The following is a 17,065-nucleotide window of genomic DNA, read 5'->3' as shown; positions in this document are numbered from 1 at the left end:
TAATAAATTACATTTAATTGGAATAATATTCTATAATGTCAATTATTTATATAATTTTTTATTAATTATGGACCGCATTGACAAAAAAATACTTGATATTCTTCAAGCAAATTGCAAAATCAACAATCAAGAATTGGCAGACATGGTGGCTCTATCCCCTTCACCTTGTCTGCGCAGAGTCAAACTACTTGAAGATCATGGCTATATTAAAAAAGAGGTTGCTCTTCTTGATCCAGAAAAAATAGGATTAAAATTATCAGTGATAGTTTTAGTTGGATTAGATAATCACCAGCCTACCGTAATGAGTCATTTCGAAGAAGAGATTCGCTTTCTTCCTGAGGTGATTCAATGTTATATGATTACAGGGCAATCCGCGGATTATTTATTAAAAGTCATTGTGCCAGATCTGAACGCTTACCAAACATTTTTATTAGATAAACTAACTCGTATTAATGGTGTATCCAGCGTACAATCGAGTTTTATATTAAGAACTATTTGCGAAACAACGTCCCTACCACTTAATCATCTTGAGTAACATGGTTCATTCAATAAATAGGAATAAATATAGTCTTATCCACCTGTAATAATTTACAATATCAAAAATAATGTTCAAATAATGAATTATTCATGCTAAAAAGGATTTCCATCTTCCTATTATTGATTGAAATAGTAACAGGCTGCCATAGAAATGTTGAGCAACAAGTTTCTACACCCCTCAAAAAATTTCCTTCCAGTACAAAAGCATATAAACCAGTAAATAACTTGCCTTATACTGCTTGGTGGAAGCAATTTCATGATTTAGAATTGAATCAATTAATTGAAACTGGCTTAAAGAATAACATGGATATTCATATCGCCATAGGAAATGTCCAACAAGCTCAAGGAGAATTACAGCAAATCAAGCTCAGCTGGATTCCAACCCTAAAATTATTTGCTGGTTATTCCACTAACCCTGCCTTAGGTATTCCTGGTGCGTTTTATGGCGTATGGCCTTATTATGTTTTGAATATTATGCAACTTTACACCCAGCAAAAGCAGGCTACTTATAATCTACAAGTATATCAAGCCGCTGTTGATGGAATGCGCTTAGCCTTAATTGGCCAAATTACCACTGCTTACTTCACTTTAATCGCCCAAATGGAGCAGCTAAGGTTACTACAGCAACTTGATAATGATTTAAAATCCTTGATTGCATTGAGTCAACAAGATATCAAGATTGGATTGGTTAATGAGATTGATTTAGCTCAGTTGCAATCTGATGAACAAATAATTGCGGCACAAATAAAACCCATTTTGCATAATATTGTATTTAGTGAAAACGCCCTTCGCTTTTTAATTAATGAAATTCCCGGGAGAGTCAAAAATAACAATAATTTTGCCACATTAGATTTTACTCGTTTTAAACCGGGTAGCTTACCAGCTACAGTCTTAAATAATCGACCCGATATGAAAATGGCAGAATACGCGTTAAAAGCATCGCGCATAAAAATCTCTGTTGCCTATAGTAATTTCTTTCCAGCCTTGCAATTAGATGATTTCCTTGGTGAAGTAAGCTCACCACACAGTACTTTCGCACAATCAGTAGATACTTATGTAAATTGGACTATAGCCCCCAGTGTTCTGGGAAATGTCGCCGCAAGTAAAGGAGCGTATCATGCAAAAGTTGCTGAATTTGAGAAAACCGTTAAACGCATTTTAAAAGAAGTAGATACTGATTATTCTGCAAATAAACGAATGAATGAACAGTTTGTTGCATATGCACAGGCAGAAGAGGATTATCGTCGTAAATATAAATTACAACAAGGGTTGTTAAAAACAGGATTAATTTCTTATAAAGATTTATTACAAAGTAAGATATATTTGGATAATTTGGCGCTTACAACCAATCAAGCCAAATTGGAACTTGCAATGTCTTTAGTTGCTTTATACCAAGATTTGGCTGGGGGTTATGCTTATCATTTGAGGCCCAAAAAATTGCAAACAGATTCATCAACGTAAGGTCAGGACTCCTCTTCGAGGAGAAAAAAAATTTAAAACTAATTTGTTTTTATGAAAAATTTCATTCAATTTCGTACAAAAATTAAAAAAAGATATACTCGCTTAAAGCGTTCGATTACCTTAGTTAATACAATTATTTTTATAGGTATTTTAACGACTGTTATCTATATTTTTTCTTATTTATTTCCGTTCACCGATAATGCATTCGTTGTCAATAACGTACGGCCAGTCGCAGCCCTTACAAGTGGTTATATTACTGATCTTTATGTCCAAAATGGTGATGTTGTTAAAAAAGGACAAAAACTTTTTACTGTGTTTCAAAAACCCTATATTTATACAGTTGAGCAACTTACAGCCGATTTAGCCAGCGCCCAAGCACAATTAGCGGTATTAAAAACAACATATGATCGTGATCTTAAGCTCAGTGAAAACGAACAAAGAAATTATATTAAACTTTATCAAGATGATCAAAAATATCGCAAGGGTTATAGAATAAAATCCGTATCATTAATGACTCTCCAAAATTCTCAACAAGAAACACAAGCGGCAAAAGACAAATGGCAAGCTGCTTTAAAGCAATTAGAAATTGATAAAAATCAAATAGAAGTTCAAGGAAATGAAATTAAGTCCATTTATGCACGATTAAAAAATGCAAAAGTCAATTTAGAGTTGACGAATGTCTATGCACAAGGAAATGGAATTATTCAAAATTTATTCTTCACTATTGGAACACCAGTTAATATTAATCAACCACTTTTTTCTTTAGTAGATACCGATAATGTATACATACAGGCAAATTTTAATGAAACAGACTTACGCGATGTACGTAAAGGATCTAAAGTTTTAATATTCCCAAGGATGTATCTAAGTAGAAAAGTGTTTCATGGAGTGGTAGAGTCTGATTATTGGTCTGCTAATCGACAATTGGTAGACAATCGGACCCAACTACAAAATGTCGTTAATGAAAATCAATGGATTTTGTTACCTCAACGACTCCCCGTCATTATTCGAATTACAGATCTTGATCCTCATTATCCACTTCGAGTTGGAACCAGTGCTTATGTCTATATCAAAGTTTAAACAGTGGCTTGATGAAGTTGATCCTTATGCCATTCAACGAATTACACTTTATAAAAGCCTCTTTATTGCAACAGTTGAAGTATATGTTTATTGGTTATTTCAACCTGTGAGCTTTATGGCTTTTTTTATGCCATTTCTTTTAACATCACTTTATGAAGCACCAGTGCTCTCTACTTTTAAAGAAAAAGAACAATTACTGATTTTTATCACCATAGTCATAATTCTCATCAGCGTCACGTTCTATCTCGTTTATCCTTTTCGCGTGATTTTTTTCTTTTTTTCTGTTTTTGTTCTTTCAGTCACTTATTTTTGTGTATTAAGGTATTTTTACACCCTGAAAAATTTAACAATGTTACTTATTTCATCTGGCGCCCTCGTCCTAGGTATCGATCCTCCCGCCAATCTTGAAGTTGTATATGGTTTAATTTCGTCGATTGCATTGTCAATGACTTTTATTTTCATTTGCTTAAGAATTTTTCCGAATATGTATTTAATCGTTTGGAACAGGGCTTTACAAAAATTCATCCAATACCTTGAAAAGGATATCGATTACACCATAAATAAAAATGATAATAAGCCGACTTGGGAAGAAATTATGCATTTGGGGATCGTTAGAAATTATACAAAAATGCTTCCCAAAAAATACATGATGCCTGCCTATCGTATCTCAGTGAACATACGTAATATTCAACATTCTTTAGATAATCTTTATTATGAAACTATGAATGAAGCATTTTGGTATGGAATTAAAAATAACTTACTCTGGCTTAGGCTGCAAATGCACGCGAATTCCCCGTGCGGTTTACCTCAGTTTCCTATCAAACCTAACACAAGATTACAGCATCATGTTGCCATGTGTCTGGATCACGCCTTTAGCAGCTGGAATAAATTATGCTTACTCAAAATGCATTAAAAAGAAAGCTTGATTACGCGCGGTTTGTTCATTTGGCAATTATGTTTATGGTTGCCATGCTGATTTACTTATTTTCAAATATTCCTCATAAATGGTGGGTTTTGCTCACAGTCATCGTTATCAGCGCTGGAATTGAGCCTGGTTTAATTGTTAAAAGAGCTATTTATCGCATTGGCGGTACTTTTGCTGCTTTGTTGATTTTAATTCCATTACTTTATTTAACTCAGTTTAACTATCGATTAATCCCGGTTATATTCATCGTGGCCGTCATTGGATTTTCAGTATCATCAATTAACACAAACCGATATGATATTAGTGTTTTTTTTATTACCCTCATTGCGTTCTTTTTATTAGCCCAAACTACTGAAATCAACTCTCCTGAAGGCCCATTTGTGATGATGTTAAATCGGGGAATATGTACCTTGCTTGGTGTAGCTATAGTTTTAATTGGTGATTATTTTTTATTCCAGACCTTTCATTATTCACAGAAACTTTATCTATTCCATCAGATGATGGTTTATAATTTTTTTAATGATGTGGTGCAACAAATCACTCAAACCAGTCCCCATAGAATTAACTCTTCTATTTTTGTCGCAAAATTACGTACCCAGGTTATAAAAATCTGTTCACCTATAACCGTTAGTTCGCAAAATTTAAAATTAGAAGCGAAAGTAAGTCCGCAAACTATAAAGCGAATCGATGTCTTTCAAGAAACAATTTGGGAAATACGTAGAGTGCTTTTTGCATTATCTGTTTCTGAGTTTGTGTTGCATTCGCCCACAACAACCCAGAAACATTTACAACGATTTAATACTCTAATGAATAAGGCAAAAAATAATTTTATTTACATAGCTGAAGAATAAAATAATTTTATGGAGTTAATATCTGTGAACTACCTGGGGCACATTGTTTAACTGTTCTTTCTCTTCAATAATACTATTAAGAGTTTTCAATTCAGAAATGGCTTCTTTTTTCTTTTTTGTTAAATGTTCGAGTTTATTTGCCAAACGTTCGATCATTAAATTTGATTGTTGTATAGGATTTTCGAGGCATGATAACTGTTGATAATAAAGTTCGCTCGGAGATACACCAACCGATTTTCTTGCAAGAAATCGTTCTGAATGATCCATTATGTCATTCAAGGACTCAATGTTTTGCCTAAATTCTTGTTCGCTCAATACCACAGAATCATAAGAGAGCTCATGGGTACTCTTTTGATCCTTTAATGTTTGCCAATGTTTGCTTTCAGCTGCTAGATCCTGACTGCATTTATCAATCTTTTCTTCCAAATTTTCAAAATGCGGACCATAGGAACGATTTTGTTCTTTCAATTGCTCCAGGCTCAATTTTTTAAAATATTGACGAAGCTCATAGTGAGTTTTATTTGGAAATCTTGACATAATTACATCCTGTTGAATTAAAAAAAGAATCTTATCATCTTGATTTTATACAGATGAAACATTTGTAATGAAAAAAAAGAGTGTCTTGTTTTTTTGCTCTCTATGCCATAAACACAATATTTAGATGAGCATATTGCTATTTTATCGTTTTAAGTATATTACTGTAATATCCTGATGCTTACGAGATTGGCAATGTTTTTTAATCCTCTTGATAATCGGTATCTCTATAATATCTATGATTTTAATATGCGTTTACTGCAGCCATATTCCGATTATTGTGAAAATCTGGCAAGACGTTTTCGTAGAGTTTCCGATAATATTAACTTGCCTTATAAAATTCCTTATACATCAGATGATACACAAATTTCTTTCCGTAAAATATTAGAAGCAACTTCAAGTCATTATCGTAGAGTTGCAGGTTATGCCTATGTTTTTCATATGATTACTAATGTGTATGACAAGCCTAAATTTGATATTAATCAAATTAAAATTGACGATGAGTATTATGACATTCAAGAAGAAATTATTGACAAACAAAGCTTCTGTAACCTGATTCGTTTTAAAAAAACATATGCAGACCATTTGAATTTACCTAAAATGCTCCTAGTTGCCCCCATGTCTGGACATTATGCTACGCTGCTTCGTGATACAGTAATAAACTTACTACCTTTATATGATGTATATATTACCGATTGGAAAAATGCCCGTGATGTTCCCTTAACTGAAGGCTCATTTGATTTAGATGATTATATTGAATATATGATTTCCTACTTTAATTTGTTAGGGCCTAATTTAAATGTAATGGCAGTTTGTCAACCGACCGTTCCTGTTTTAGCTGCAGTTGCGTTAATGTCTACCAATCACTCAGCTAATTTACCTCGAACAGCGATATTGCTAGGGGGACCTATAGACACAAGCCAATCCCCTACTACGGTAAATGATCTAGCCGCATCCCGAGGAGATGATTGGTTTCAGCAAAATGTGATTTCTATCGTTCCTTCTCGTTTTCCAGGAGCTATGCGCCTTGTATATCCTGGATTTATGCAGCTCGCTGGATTTATGAGCATGAATTTGCAACGACATATGGAGTCCTTACAAAGAGCTGTCGATAGATATGCGGAAAATCAAAAAGAAGCGGCATTCAAAATTATAAAATTTTATCTTGAATATTTTTCAACCATGGATTTGACGGCTGAATTTTACATGCAAACCATTAACACCGTCTTTCAAGAAAAATTGTTAACAACAGGTCGCTACAAATCCCGAGGCCATAATGTACGCTTACAAGACATACAAAAAACAGCCATCTTAGCTATTGAAGGTGAACGAGATGATATAACAGGAGTTGGGCAAACACGATCAGTAATCAGTTTATGTAAAAACTTACCTGACTCTATGAAAAAATATTTTCTTGCCGAAGAAGTTGGACATTATGGATTATTTAACGGTAAGAAATTCCGCAATATTATCATTCCGGAAATTCATAAATTTACTCAAACATATGCAGATTCATAATCATTGAATCTACATTCATGATATAACAATAGGCTATGCCTGCTTATGTTAGGACTGCTAAGGCACAAAGTTAAAATAGAAATGGATTTTCGCTTTAGAGAAAATGGCCAGTACATTAATTCAACGCCAGTACCTTTACCTCGATACCTAACTTGTTTTGTAATCCCCTAAACCCTTTCTCAATTTTACAGAATAATTTTTGTTCATTTATTTTTAAGTCACTTAAGTTTTTTTTAAGGCTTGTAGTGTAGCATTTGCGCACTTCGAACTATTTTTAAAACCATATGCAATCTAAATACGTATCTGAAAGACCTTTAATTAAAACTCTATTCAAGCAAGGCTTAACTAAAAATAAAGAAACTCCTATTGAAACGGTTTCTTTTACTGACACATTGCAATCAGCAGATGAGCATGCACTTTCACCTGAACACTTAGCTCCTATTGGACCAGGAACTACCAATACATGGATTAAAAAGGAACTGATTTTAAGCGAAAAAACACGACTTAAATACAATGTAGCAACTTGTACTGCAGTCGATATTAATGATTTAGGTGCAAAGCGTCTAACGGATGCCTATCACCAAATTCGTGGCTTACCAGGATTTGTTCATCGTTTTTTACATGGCAGGCCTTCTTTGGAAAGAGCTTTGTTTGTACAGGCGCCAGAAATGTATCCAATTTTTGATACACCTTATGATGACTCAAAAACCATATTAATGACTAATCCAGCATACCTCGACATTAAGAAATTTTTATCTGATTGTGAAAAAGTATCTACTGGTTATGCATTGAAACAATTGAAAAATTCTGAGAATGGTCTGGCTCTAGTTACCTGGTACATTCATCCAGAAGCGTTACCTGCTAAATTTAGAAACACCCTTCCAGCTCACAAAGTTCTTGAATATCATAGAAATCAATTAATACATGAGGCAGATTTTGCCTGTAAAAGTAAAAAAGGGAAACAACCCTTTGACTATTATCGATATGGGCAAGAAATGACACCCTTACAATTATGCGGCAGTTTTTCAAAATTGCCACGTACTGTGAGCCAGGACTCAATCACCACATTAGAATCAAGAAGTGAAAGTATTTATTTAGCCTGCTTATTTGATTTGGATCAAGATAAAAAACAATCGCTGATTTATTTAACATCACTTAGAGATAATATATTGGCTAATCTTAGCACAGTATATGGTGTTACCCCACAAGACAAGATAAAAATATATCTGCATATGCCATATCTGGAAGCCACGACAACACTGCATGTCCATGTTCGAGTAAACCAAGCCGATCATGGTCTCGAGGATGCTAAAAGCTTCGGAATCAATGAAATTATCGACACCTTGGAAAAAGGTGGTTCAGTCACTGATATGATTCTTAGCCGTGGAACTATTTACTGTTCAGAATATCCAATTGGTGAAAATATAGAGGGAGTATGCGTAAAAACGGTGCCCAATATCCAACGAGATTGGAAGGATATCTTCAATTTATTAAAAGCAGATAAATTAACCATTGCTTATTTGCTCCAGGCACTTCAAGAAAATGCAGTAAAGAGCCGCATGCAATTGCTTGATCTGGATCAAATTGGAGAATTATTAAAAATTATTGAAGAAATTGATGAGTATCCAAGCATTGAGGAGTTAATCAATATACTCAAAAGAATGGAAGTCAATGCAGAATTGAAAAAACTTGGGTGGTCATTGGAAACAGGTACATGTATTAAACAGGAGTCCCATAAAAACCCTCCCCAAGCACTATTAGGTTAATCATCTAGAGTGAAGTGTGCAAAACCGCAGACACTTCATATTAAAGCTTGAATTTTAAAATGGAGGTATTTACTGTCGAGGAGTCATTTTAATGTTTCAATAAAGTCTCGAACAATCAGAGCAAATTGTTCTGGATATTCTAATTGAGGTAAATGACCGCACTCAGTAAAGCAATAAAACTGCGCTCCGGGAATATTATCTGCAAGATACTTGGAATCACTCTCACTAATAATTATATCTTGATCAGCGGTCACGACTAAAACAGGCACCTTTATCTTTCCTATCCAATTTTGTGAATCAAATTGTTGAAGAGCTCCATATTGCCCTTCATGTCCTTTAATCGTAAATGGAAAAGGATTATCCAGGCCAATCTGTATAAGTTGTTCAAGCACTCCAGGTTGAGAAAGAAATTGATATGAAAAACACCAACTGCATGAAGCTTTAAGGAGTGCATCAAGCGGGGCGCCAGCTTTCATGAACTCAAGTTGTGCTTGAAGATAAATATCAAAAGTTGTTTGGATCTTCGCACCAGAATTACCAATTACTGCAGATTTAACAAGGCTGGGATAGCGATAGGCTAATGATTGCAGTATAAACCCTCCCATTGAACTACTCACAAAATGTGCTTGTTGGATATTAAGGGCTGTGCATAGATCAGCTACGTCATTTGCCATTTGTTCAATACTATAGGAACCATCTGGGATATCAGTCTGACCAATGCCTCGATTATCTAACAAAATGACTTCATATTTTTCTTTAAAGTAATCAACGATTGCAGCCCAGGCTAGATGGTCAGCACTGAATCCAGCAATAAAAACAATAGGCTCTCCTTGACCATACCTTTCATAATACATGGAAATATCATTCACTTTAATACGGGGCATAATATCCTTCACCATCTATTAACTCTGAAAAAAATATACCACTTTCTTCGGTACAGGACAATTTTAATAGGACACATCAGGCTAAAGCCATATTTAGTTGAGTTGGCTTTCGTTTATCCTGGCATAAAGAGTACTAACTTTATTTACGTCCACATTGAATTGCCTCATTTTAGTCACACTTCTTTGATACAAGTAGTTTGAGGCAATTCATTTCCTCCGCCCCCTTTGCAATGTTTATTTAATAATCATTTGATATAATCTTTCGCCAATCATCGAGTAGAAAATAATGGAGCTGTAAATGAAATTAAAATATGAAAAAAAATACCTAAAAAGGGTATTCTTTTCAAAAATGATGATCACACCATAAATCAATCAATGCTTTGTGGAAAAAATCAAACAAAAAATATAATAAAAGAAAAGACAACAGCGAAAACAATTGAAACTGTAAAAAAACCTAAGAATGATAAGCTTAACTCTAACCAGTTTTTCAATAAGTGTCATGTAAAGGGTGAAGAGAATAAATCAAAAAATATTGGAACCCGCCAATACCATACGTCTCATAAATTGCAAAAGCCAGAGCAGGAAGTTATTGATTATCTGCATACCACAACAAAAGGTTTAGATAAGCAAGTAGCTCAAAAACAAAAAGACGGAGGATATCAGCCTGATGATTGGGGCATGGCTACTTTTGGACAAATTTTTAAGAAAAATGGGATAAAAATTGTTGTGCAATCTTTAGTAAATGGTTCCAATAGCTTAATTACTGCACTAAATAAACCACTAAATGAGATCACTATTGACGATTTACGATATCTCAACGCTTTATATATGAATGGTCAATTTCCTAAAGGAGCAAGTTTATATTTCGCATCACCTAATGCTCTCAAAACCGGCCTGATTCATCCAGAATATTTATCTAATAAAGATTGGAAGCATATGGGACAGGTATCCCCTGCTTTTTGTGAACATACAGGGAACATTAAACGAAATCTGAGAGAAACAGCCGGGATTTTTAGAATTCCAGATTGGTTAAATGAGGTTCCATTAGCAGTTTCTGAGGTCAAAGCAAACTCAAAGCTTAAAATGACGCTTACCAATGGTACTGACAAAGAATATGAAATTGGCCAAGGTGGGGAAATACAAATATATGTGAGTCCTGAGATAATGGGGGTTTTGCACCGAGAAGTTATCAAAGTTATTTATCAAACACAAAATCACCATGGAATTAAAAAAGCTGTCCGGGATAAGGACGGTGTAGTGGTTGAATTTGCATTTAGTGGACGTAATGAGCTAGATAATTATGCATATATTGATACAGGAACAGGCCTCAAGAAAGCTGAATCTACATTCATAGCAACAGAGACTGGTGAAATTCACCATAGTTTTAAATGATAACAAACAGATAAAAACTTTCTAAATTCGGCAGTGATGCTTACTGTCGAATTCTCAGTATTTCTGGATATTTTTCTGCAACTTCATTGAGTATTCCAATTATCAGTATCCAAAAAATACTTAAAACATCCATTGTGCTATTTTTATTTTAAGGATGGATTTTTAGGATATTCTAGGCATGCGCTATAAAGTTACCGAACAATTTGCTCGAGGCGAAGAAAAAGCGATTGCTGAATTTAGAGAATTAAGCGATGCAAAAATTTTTATTGACCAAAAACAAGAAAATACCAGAATTGAGACGCAAAAAATAATTTTTAGACTTTTCGATGACTTTGATTTATTACATGAATTCAATGAAAATAATAGTTCTGTTGCTTATGCAAAATATGCTGATGGCAATGGAGATCTAAACATTATCAAATTACCTTATCACGTCATGATAAAAGCACAGCATGCTACAGATAAAAAATGCATTGCAAATTTTATTGATAAAATAAATGCCAATTTATTTGTGATTAGCAAATGTGACAATGATGATGCGGTTGATGAAAATGATCTTTTTTTTATTTTTAAAGAACAAAATCTGATTGATACCTTAAATAAAATTCTCTGCATTCATCGTAAAATTAAATCTGATCGCAGCAAAGAAAACGAAAGAGGAGCAAAGTTCCATCCCACACCTTTATCAAGACGACCAACACCTCCAGGGGGGCCAAGCGATTGCTGGATTGAAGAAAATAATGAAAATGAATAATAATTGTATCCGATCCGCTATGTGATTACTTAATTCAATCTCAAAAAATGCGACAATTATTTCTCATTCAACTAAATTTATTTTTGTCCACCAGATTGAAGGAACAAAGTATGCCAAATTCTATTCAAAAAAAACTTCAAGAAATATTAAACAACCCCGAGGGAAGTAAAATTTATAAACGGCTCTCTGAGAATTTAAGAGAGAATCTCGGAACTATTTTAGACTTTTTATTACATACGGAGCTGCTCCATAAATATATTCAAAAGTTTGCTTATGATTACTAAAACTTTGATCCCCCAAATAATAAAAAGTTTTTCGCCTCTTCTTTACACAATGGGGTGCTAAAAATGTTTTTAATCAAGGAGATACCCGAGAAAATGGACAAGCTCCATTGAGATATGAACCTTCTGGCGAAATTTATAAACTAAGTCAGCTCCATTTACCTCAATAAATACCTTACTTAGCAGGCATACTTCCATCCACTCTCTTTACCCATTTTTTTGGGGTTTGGTTATTTGATTTGTGATCCAGGCTCCAGAGCTCATGAAAAATGGACTCATAGTTTGCAATTGTTTATGCTTGAGGAAGCGCGGAAAAACAATGAACTAAAGGTAACCAATTATGATTCTCTAGTCAATCTTATGAAAGAAATCAGTTGCTATGAACTGAGAGGCGATAAAATATTTGCTCACCTTTTTGACTCTCAAACACGAACGGATTACACAAGACCAGAAACATTAATGAAAGCTATTCATGATAAAAACTTGATTCAAAGTGACGAGATGGCAACTCTTCGTAATAAATTTTTCAAGCATCACAACAAAATAAAACAACTAGCGGGAAAAGAAAAAAAATACGAACAAAAATTTGTCAAAAATGCCACACATTATTACGGCTTTCAAACAGAAGAAAGGCCTTTAGGTTTTTTCTGGGGTAAATCAAAGACAAAAGGCAACAAACTCATAGAGCCTGTCATTGGCAAAAAAAATAATATTGAGAAATTTCAGATTTTCGACAATAAATTTTTACGCAATTAAAGAGTTCGTTTATAAAGAAGAAATATTAAAAGCATATTAAAATCACTTAAGACTAGAACTCACAAATGAACTTTAAAATAAGTTTTGCACTATACTGTATATATGATGAGAAATCGGAGATAGTCATGGGTTCATCGAATGAAAAAGATACCTATGAAGCAAGGATTTTGATGGAAAATAAGATTATCTTTAAAACCACCGGAAAAAACCTTGATAATTTGAAAATATGTTTAAGTGAAAAATGTGATCAGGAGCACTCAGGAGCAGAAGGATTAATTGTGGAACTTACTTCTGGTTCGGTAATATATAGATGCCATAAACAAACAATCATCGATCAATAAGTCCATGGTTTTAGAAATCGAAACCGAGGAAGGCATCTAAAAATATTCTCATGCAGCAAATGGAGTCTCATTTGTAAATTCTCAACACACTACATTACTTCCCTGCTACGAGACAAGCGATGATTCTCTACAATTATAAAATTTGCTGTTTTACTTACCGGCGTAGTCTGCCCAAAAACTCTATTAATCTCTTATTTTCCAAAGTGACATATACTGCACTTTTCGACTCATAAACATGTGTTTTTACCCGGATATAGTGGGAGTTTACAGAAACAGATGAATCGATTAATTGCAAAAGGCGCGTTAGCTGTAAAACCTACAGGCTGGGGTGAGCCTTGTACTGAGTCTTAGGAATAAACAACCACCTGATTATCTGAAATTGCTGAGCGCTAAATAAAACCGATGCTGGAGGTTGTGCTATTCTAAATCATAGTTTTCGGAAAAGCTCAGCCACACCAGCAATAGATTTAAGTATTAAGTTTTTTGGTTTAAATAAAAATTTAAAAAGTAGCGTTGTTTATGAAAAAGTCATAATGAATATCAAAACTATCTCCCATAACCGCATCGGTGTGTTTCATTTAATTGGTGGTCCAAATCAAGTTTTTTTAAGAGTATTTCTTCGAACTGATCAAATCCACTGCCTGTTTTTGCTGAGCAGGCAATCATATTATCAGGAAGGTCTGAATCGACTAATTTATCTTGTTTTGTACCAACATAGATTGTTTTAACACCTGGAAAATGATCTTCAATTATATTTGCCTGATGTATTATTTTTTCTTTCGCTTTATCAGAAGACAAATCGATGAGTGAAATAATCAGATCATAGCTAACAGATTTTTTCATAGAAGGGATCAACTCTTCATTAGTTTCATTTAGAGTAAATACTAAAGAAACCTGTTTGTTATCAAGCTTTTTTTTATAAATTAAATTATTAATTTCTGGTAAATGTAGATCTTGAGAGGCAATTTGTCCATCTTTATAATGCAATAAAAAAGATCGTTTTCCACATCCTGGCTCTCCTAATATAAGAATGTTTCGTTCTAATTGATTTTTTTTAAACAAATGACTAAACATGTCAGTGTCTCCAAATTAACAACTTGTTTAAATAAATGTTACATAATAGCATATAACTGTATCATTGTCGTATTCATCGCATTCATTATTTGCTCAAGGTTTTGCTAGAAGTTTCCTCATTTTGTTCTGATTGTCCAAGGGATCCAGTTCTTAAGCCTGATATTTGCTCTCTAAAATTAGTAGTCTTTGATGTCTCGTTCGAAACAAACTTCGAAACATTATCTGGAGCATCTACTTTAACCACAGATCCTTTTTCTTGTAACGCTGTTAACAAGCGTACAGGAGTCATTAAGTGCATTTTCTCATATTCACTAATAGGATTTTGTACTAAAACCTTAGGAATATCTTCAACTCCCTTTTCTTGTAATTCTTGTTTTAATTGATCATTTAGTTCTTGAAAAGTAGCAATAATAGTCATACCAATAAATTCAGAGCACAGCATTTTAGTTACATTTGACCTATTATAATCATCCCAATCCCCTTTACTCATCATTTTATCTCGAACATCTGAATCTATATGATCACGAATTAACTTGTTTTGATGTCCTCCTTGTAATAATGATGTTCCAATTTGAGCAAATCTATAAGTACCACCTTCAGCTGAAACATGAAAATGCTTTGTTTTTTCAGTATCATGCATATCTCGATCAATTTGATGGAACTTCTTTTCAACATATTCCTGCCAGTTGTCACCAAAATGGGTTTTTAAAAGCTCTTGCTGTTGTGGAGCAATCAGATTTTCAAGTTTAATTTGATATACATCACTATAAAGAAAATTACGTAAAGCAAATTTATCTTGTAAATAACCAGGATTTATATGTGACACCTTATTTTCTGTATCTCCAACCTCCCCAACTCTTATCCCCTTTGATGCATGTCCGTATTTGGTTATAGCATATGCTATGGTTGATTCAACTGAACTGAGAGTTTTACCGTATATGGTTGATTTTTTATATGTATCATCAAAAACAACTGATCCACTGGGCATAGTAAAGGTTTGATTAAAAGTATTGTCTAAATGGCTGATTATTTCTGCTGCTCTTTGAGTTTGTGTAAACAGTTTTTCTAATTGTTCATTGCCCTCTATCAATCCTGATTGATTAAAAGCAAGCAAGGTTGTGTTTAAATTCGCTAAATCATATAAAATACCGAATTGGCTTAAGGAAATTTTCTCATCTTCGTCTAATTCTCTATTCTCAGTTTGGGCTTCTTTAAAATTTGTCCAAATTTGATCAAAATCTGATTCAATCAAGTTTAAATTACGTGTTCTATAGGAAACATCTTTTAAGGATCCTATGACAAGACTTCCAATGCCTGTATCCATTGCAGATAATGGACCTAATTTGTCTAGTTCCTTATTAAACTCCATATTGCCAATCATACTCACAAGTAGTTCTTGTATGTTGGTTACTTGAGGTTGCTCTAAGTCTTGTGGTTGGTTTATTTTTTTATGTAAGTCTCGCAATGTCTGAAGAATTGATTCATCAATACTTGTTTCTTGCGCTAATTCTTCTAATGGCTGCATAATAAATCCTCCAGCACATATTTAATCTAAATGTAGTACCTAACACTAATATCTCTAATCAAGCTATTGATAAAACCTATAAGATGATATGCATAGTTTTCGTCATTTATATTTTCTTGTGCTTGGAAGAAGAAGATATTTTTACTAATAAATCCAAGCATGTCATAGAGCATAATCGAGTTTGCGTTGTAAAAATAACTATCAGGCAAGGCAATGATCACCTTTTTGACTATTTCATTAGCATCATTCTTTGATATATGGAGCACTTCCTCAATAGCGACATTTTTCTTGTTTTCTGTAGCTTTTTGACACATTAAATTCAGTAAATTCAATACTCCATTAGCGTATTGCTTTTTTAACGGATGCATTTTTACTCCAAATTAATACCCTATATGTATACTTTAGTACAAGATGAGCAAAATTTTTTATTATTAATATGGGAATAGATAAAATATGATGCATAGGGACTTCTTTTATTCTCTAAACAACTCTGAATAACCAATTAGGAATATATTGAGTAGGATCTGTTGCAAAACTTGCCTCTCGAAGATCTGGAGTTGGCTGTGAAGTGGGCAATGCTATACTTGTTTAAAACATTGCATTCATTCTCATAACCAATAATGTTTATTACAAATATATTGCAAGTACGTAAAGGTAATGTATTATTTAATTTTATCGGCAAGGACGTCTTATGTATAAGCAGATTATGATTGCTGTTGATGGGAGTAAAGCATCCTCTTTAGCATTAAAAGAAGCAATTGAACTTGCTAAAAATCAAAATTCTAAACTTTGTGTGATTCACATCGTAGACACCCTATATGAAGGTGATGTAGATCGAGAGGCTTTCGTCGAGTTAATAAGAAAGCAGGGACAAGAAGTTTTAAACTCCATAAAGAAAAAACTAAGCCGTGTAAAAATTGAGTTTGAAATGAAACTCACAGAACTCACTCCTTCTAAATCACAAATTGCTGAAAAACTTGTTGATGAGGCATCTGCATGGTCAGCTGACTTAATCATTATAGGTACTCATGGTCGACGTGGAATTCAACATATACTGACTGGAAGTGTCGCGGAAGAAGTCATTCGCATCTCTAAAATCCCTGTATTGTTAGTAAAAAAATAAACCGTATGTTTTTGGACGATCCTGCGTCATAATAATAAACCGAAAACGAATTAGCCCCTATGTTGAAAAACAAGTAGGCGCGTATGGCAAGAAAAAGTCGAGTATCCCGGGCTCAGAAGCTATTTTTAAACTGCAATCTCAAAAAGCATATTTTCCCCAATGTCGATATTGACCGATTAAAATTCAATACATATAATTAATTGCAAAATAGAGTCTTCTCTAAGGGCAGTTAGAGAACTGGCAATTGTCTGCTTAGTTTAATC

General features: G+C 33.8%; 18 protein-coding genes. 13 read left to right on the top strand and 5 right to left on the bottom strand.

Annotated elements, in window-relative coordinates; genetic code table 11:
- The first annotated feature begins 67 nt into the window (after window positions 1–67).
- From EKG34_RS03160 to EKG34_RS03140, 5 genes are all read left to right on the top strand, one after another.
- Entirely contained in the window at window positions 68–535 is a 468-nt protein-coding gene (locus EKG34_RS03160; RefSeq protein ID WP_003635943.1) for an Lrp/AsnC family transcriptional regulator, read from the top strand.
- A 92-nt stretch (window positions 536–627) separates the two neighbouring features.
- The gene (locus EKG34_RS03155) at window positions 628–1,998 is read left to right on the top strand and encodes a TolC family protein (RefSeq protein WP_003635941.1); all 1,371 of its coding nucleotides are present in this window, start codon (window positions 628–630) and stop codon (window positions 1,996–1,998) included.
- Window positions 1,999–2,049: 51 nt separating this feature from the next.
- Window positions 2,050–3,078 (top strand): HlyD family secretion protein, encoded by a 1,029-nt coding sequence (locus EKG34_RS03150; protein WP_003635939.1) that lies wholly within the window; start codon window positions 2,050–2,052, stop codon window positions 3,076–3,078.
- Window positions 3,059–3,991, top strand: a complete 933-nt coding sequence (locus EKG34_RS03145; RefSeq protein WP_003635937.1) for a hypothetical protein — start codon at window positions 3,059–3,061, stop codon at window positions 3,989–3,991. The genes EKG34_RS03150 and EKG34_RS03145 overlap by 20 nt, the downstream gene beginning before the upstream one ends.
- Window positions 3,970–4,854 carry an FUSC family protein gene (locus EKG34_RS03140; protein WP_003635935.1) on the top strand — a complete coding sequence of 295 codons (885 nt, stop codon included), beginning with the start codon at window positions 3,970–3,972 and terminating at the stop codon, window positions 4,852–4,854. The genes EKG34_RS03145 and EKG34_RS03140 overlap by 22 nt, the downstream gene beginning before the upstream one ends.
- 15 nt (window positions 4,855–4,869) lie before the next feature.
- On the opposite strand, the gene EKG34_RS03135 is transcribed toward EKG34_RS03140, so the two are convergent.
- Window positions 4,870–5,391 carry a hypothetical protein gene (locus tag EKG34_RS03135; RefSeq protein ID WP_003635934.1) on the bottom strand — a complete coding sequence of 174 codons (522 nt, stop codon included), beginning with the start codon at window positions 5,389–5,391 and terminating at the stop codon, window positions 4,870–4,872.
- 192 nt (window positions 5,392–5,583) lie between these two features.
- Here EKG34_RS03135 and phaZ point away from each other — a divergent pair, with 192 nt between their 5' ends.
- Both phaZ and EKG34_RS03125 read left to right on the top strand, forming a co-directional pair.
- Window positions 5,584–6,906 carry a polyhydroxyalkanoate depolymerase gene (gene phaZ / locus EKG34_RS03130; RefSeq protein WP_003635933.1) on the top strand — a complete coding sequence of 441 codons (1,323 nt, stop codon included), beginning with the start codon at window positions 5,584–5,586 and terminating at the stop codon, window positions 6,904–6,906.
- 284 nt (window positions 6,907–7,190) lie between these two features.
- On the top strand, window positions 7,191–8,672 hold the full coding sequence (locus tag EKG34_RS03125; protein ID WP_003635931.1) for a hypothetical protein: 1,482 nt from the start codon (window positions 7,191–7,193) through the stop codon (window positions 8,670–8,672).
- 83 nt (window positions 8,673–8,755) lie between these two features.
- Here the strand turns inward: EKG34_RS03125 and EKG34_RS03120 are convergent, their stop codons facing one another.
- Entirely contained in the window at window positions 8,756–9,556 is an 801-nt protein-coding gene (locus EKG34_RS03120) for an alpha/beta fold hydrolase (protein WP_003635929.1), read from the bottom strand.
- 375 nt (window positions 9,557–9,931) lie between these two features.
- On the opposite strand from EKG34_RS03120, the gene EKG34_RS03115 reads away from it, so the two are divergent.
- The 5 genes from EKG34_RS03115 (at window position 9,932) to EKG34_RS03100 (ending at window position 13,080) form a co-directional block, all read left to right on the top strand.
- Complete coding sequence (locus EKG34_RS03115) at window positions 9,932–10,948, top strand: hypothetical protein (RefSeq protein WP_012979306.1); 1,017 nt, start codon at window positions 9,932–9,934, stop codon at window positions 10,946–10,948.
- 178 nt (window positions 10,949–11,126) lie between these two features.
- Window positions 11,127–11,702 (top strand): hypothetical protein, encoded by a 576-nt coding sequence (locus EKG34_RS03110; RefSeq protein WP_003635923.1) that lies wholly within the window; start codon window positions 11,127–11,129, stop codon window positions 11,700–11,702.
- 110 nt (window positions 11,703–11,812) lie between these two features.
- Complete coding sequence (locus tag EKG34_RS18510) at window positions 11,813–11,986, top strand: hypothetical protein (protein ID WP_012979307.1); 174 nt, start codon at window positions 11,813–11,815, stop codon at window positions 11,984–11,986.
- Between the two features lie 216 nt (window positions 11,987–12,202).
- Complete coding sequence (locus EKG34_RS18505) at window positions 12,203–12,739, top strand: LirA/MavJ family T4SS effector (RefSeq protein ID WP_226910781.1); 537 nt, start codon at window positions 12,203–12,205, stop codon at window positions 12,737–12,739.
- A gap of 125 nt (window positions 12,740–12,864) precedes the next feature.
- Window positions 12,865–13,080: a hypothetical protein gene (locus EKG34_RS03100; protein WP_003635917.1), complete on the top strand. Its 216-nt coding sequence runs from the start codon at window positions 12,865–12,867 to the stop codon at window positions 13,078–13,080.
- Window positions 13,081–13,626: 546 nt separating this feature from the next.
- On the opposite strand, the gene EKG34_RS03090 is transcribed toward EKG34_RS03100, so the two are convergent.
- The 3 genes from EKG34_RS03090 to EKG34_RS03080 all read right to left on the bottom strand — a co-directional run bounded on the left by EKG34_RS03090 (window position 13,627) and on the right by EKG34_RS03080 (window position 16,047).
- Complete coding sequence (locus EKG34_RS03090) at window positions 13,627–14,154, bottom strand: Rab family GTPase (RefSeq protein WP_003635913.1); 528 nt, start codon at window positions 14,152–14,154, stop codon at window positions 13,627–13,629.
- Window positions 14,155–14,239: 85 nt separating this feature from the next.
- On the bottom strand, window positions 14,240–15,679 hold the full coding sequence (locus EKG34_RS03085; protein WP_003635911.1) for a hypothetical protein: 1,440 nt from the start codon (window positions 15,677–15,679) through the stop codon (window positions 14,240–14,242).
- Window positions 15,680–15,705: 26 nt separating this feature from the next.
- Window positions 15,706–16,047, bottom strand: coding sequence for a hypothetical protein (locus EKG34_RS03080; RefSeq protein WP_003635908.1), 342 nt, complete (start codon window positions 16,045–16,047; stop codon window positions 15,706–15,708).
- A 323-nt stretch (window positions 16,048–16,370) separates the two neighbouring features.
- On the opposite strand from EKG34_RS03080, the gene EKG34_RS03075 reads away from it, so the two are divergent.
- Complete coding sequence (locus EKG34_RS03075; protein ID WP_003635904.1) at window positions 16,371–16,802, top strand: universal stress protein; 432 nt, start codon at window positions 16,371–16,373, stop codon at window positions 16,800–16,802.
- The last annotated feature ends 263 nt before the right edge of the window (window positions 16,803–17,065 follow it).

This window comes from Legionella longbeachae (assembly GCF_004283175.1).
In the GTDB taxonomy this organism is placed as follows: Bacteria; Pseudomonadota; Gammaproteobacteria; order Legionellales; family Legionellaceae; genus Legionella; species Legionella longbeachae.
Note: the sequence above shows the minus strand (reverse complement) of the source record. Positions and strands in the feature narration are given on the sequence as shown.